The organism is Sinisalibacter lacisalsi (assembly GCF_014640115.1).
Lineage (GTDB): Bacteria > Pseudomonadota > Alphaproteobacteria > Rhodobacterales > Rhodobacteraceae > Sinisalibacter > Sinisalibacter lacisalsi.
In genome coordinates, this window is record NZ_BMGI01000025.1 from 1 (window position 1) to 727 (window position 727).

The 727-nt window shown below is 46.6% G+C and carries 1 protein-coding gene; it reads right to left on the reverse strand.

What is annotated here, in order from left to right; translation table 11 throughout:
* Positions 1-33: 33 nt before the first annotated feature.
* Positions 34-727, reverse strand: a 694-nt coding sequence (locus IEW01_RS17840; protein WP_188530340.1) for a hypothetical protein, incomplete at its 5' end; no start/stop codon positions are given.

Here is a 727-nt window from a genome sequence, read left to right on the forward strand (position 1 = left end):
CTGTATAAACAAATCAGATCAGATCAGATCAGATCAGTCGCTCAGTCGTGTCCGACTCTTTGCAACCCCATGAATCGCAGCACACCAGGCCTCCCTGTCCATCACCAACTCCCAGAGTTCACTCAGACTCACGTCCATCGAGTCAGTGATGCCATCCAGCCATCTCATCCTCTGTCGTCCCCTTCTCCTCCTGCCCCCAATCCCTCCCAGCATCAGAGTCTTTTCCAATGAGTCAACTCTTCGCATGAGGTGGCCAAAGTACTGGAGTTTCAGCTTTAGCATCATTCCTTCCAAAGAAATCCCAGGGCTGATCTCCTTCAGAATGGACTGGTTGGATCTCCTTGCAGTCCAAGGGACTCTCAAGAGTCTTCTCCAACACCACAGTTCAAAAGCATCAATTCTTCGGCACTCAGCTTTCTCCACAGTCCAACTCTCACATCCATACATGACCACTGGAAAAACCATAGCCTTGACTAGACGGACCTTTGTTGGCAAAGTAATGTCTCTGCTTTTCAATATGCTATCTAGGTTGGTCATAACTTTCCTTCCAAGGAGTAAGCATCTTTTAATTTCATGGCTGCAATCACCATCTGCAGTGATTTTGGAGCCCAGAAAAATAAAGTCAGCCACTGTTTCCACTGTTTCCCCATCTATTTGCCATGAAGTGATGGGACCAGATGCCATGATCTTAGTTTTCTGAATGTTGAGCTTTAAGCCAACTTTTTCA